At 69.8% G+C, this 1718-nt stretch carries 1 protein-coding gene; it reads right to left on the reverse strand.

Annotated elements, in window-relative coordinates; all coding sequences use genetic code 11:
- Positions 1 to 64: 64 nt before the first annotated feature.
- Complete coding sequence (locus ABTY98_RS42130) at positions 65 to 1651, reverse strand: IS1182 family transposase (RefSeq protein WP_352226468.1); 1587 nt, start codon at positions 1649 to 1651, stop codon at positions 65 to 67.
- Positions 1652 to 1718: the final 67 nt, after the last annotated feature.

Here is a 1718-nt window from a genome sequence, read left to right on the forward strand (position 1 = left end):
CTAGAAGGCTGCTGAAAATCTTGTTGTTGGGGCTGTCCGGCCGTGGGCCGGGCGGCCCTTTTCGCTATGCGGTGGCTGGGGTGAGGTGCCAGGTGGTGCCGGTTCGGGTGAGTCCGAGGTTGATCAGTCGGCGGAGGTTGAGTGCGGCTGCGCGGTGGTGGAGCCAGATGTTGTTGGCGATGACGCCTCGGTAGCGGACGCGGCGGTGCCCGTGGGCGACGAGCCAGGCGATGGCGCGTTCGACCGGGGGCCGCCATCTGCGGTATTCGTCCTGCCAGGCGGTGTCGGTGGCGGCCTGCGCTCGGGCGGCGGTCAGCAGTTCGTGCTGGGGGTGGACGTTGAGGGTGCGTCCGGTCTTGGAGGTGGTGCAGCGCCCGCGCAGGGGGCAGTGGGTGCAGAGGCGTTTGAACTGGGCGGTGCGGGCCCCGTCGGCTTTGACCTGGCCGAGGTTGGCGGTGTGTCCGGCCGGGCAGGTCGCGGTGCCGGCCGCCGGGTCGATGCGGAAGTCGTCGATGGTGAAGCCGCCGGGGACCACCTGCCGCAGCGGCGGTGGTTTGATGACCAGGGTGTGGCCCTCGGCCTGCAGTTGTTCACGCAGCTCGCCGGTGCCGTAGGCGGAGTCGCCGAGCACGGTTAACTCCTGTCCCTCGTCCTCCCCGTCCAGCAGATCACGGGCAACGGCCGCTTCGTGGTTGCCGGGACCGTAGCCGCCGGTGACAGCGACGGCGGTGAACAGCCCGCTCTCCGGCTCGAAGGAGACGTGTCCTTTGAAGCCGTCCTGGTGGCGGGTGCGGTTTTTGTGGATGTGCCGGGCGTCGGGATCGACGGTGGACACCGTCCGGTCGGGCGCGGTGCGCTGGGCGATGCGCCAGCGTCCGTCGCGTCCGTCGGAGTCCTCGGCCGGTTCCACGTCCTGCCCGGCGACCAGGGCCAGCAGGCCCACCGCGTTCGCGGCCTTCTCGCCCAGCTCCTGCTCGGGCAGGTGCCCGAGCAGGTTGAGGGTGTCGGTGACCAGGGCATCGACCAGCGCGGCGCGCGCCTGCTCGTCGTTCCAGGCGATCTTCGGTTTGCCCGGGTCGGTGTAGTCGTGCGCGCGGCAGTGCTCCGCGGCCACCTCCTGGGCCCCGGGGACCTCGCGGATCACCCGGCGGATGGCGGAGATGATCTGGGTGACGGTGTCCTGGGTGGCCACCGCGTCATCGAGGACGGTGGAGTCCAGCGCCCGCCGCTGCCTGCCCTTGAGCGCCCCGGTCGCGGCCACGACCTCCCTGACCTTGGTGAAGACCCGCATCGGATCGGCCGAGTGGCGCAGCCGGCGCCGGAAGTACGTCAGCAGCGACGGATCGAACGCCATGTCGTACAAACCGAGCCCGCACGCGGCCTTCCACCGCAGATCACACCGCAACTCCTGGACCGTCTCGAAGTCCGACAGCCCCTGCAGGCTCTGCAGCACCACGGTCGCGGCCAGGACCTGCGGCGGCAGACTCGGACGACCGTTGGACGAGGGGTACATGTCGGCGAACATCCCCGGCGGAAACAGTGCCTCCCGATGCTCGGCCAGAAACGCGAACACGCTCCCGGCCGGTATCAACTCCCGGCAGGTCTCCCACACATCCGGCCCGACCATCTCCCCGGCCCATTCCCCCTGCATGCCTACAAGACTGGCCCCAACTCCACCGAGCCGGGGCCAGAACCCGAGATTTTCAGCAGCCTTCTAG

It is taken from the genome of Streptomyces sp. NPDC096040 (genome assembly GCF_040303265.1).
In the GTDB taxonomy this organism is placed as follows: domain Bacteria; phylum Actinomycetota; class Actinomycetes; order Streptomycetales; family Streptomycetaceae; genus Streptomyces.

Coding starts and splice junctions, on each gene's coding strand:
- ABTY98_RS42130 (WP_352226468.1), bottom strand. CDS start 1,651: ATGCAGGGGGAATGGGCCGGGGAGATGGTCGGGCCGGATGTGTGGGAG.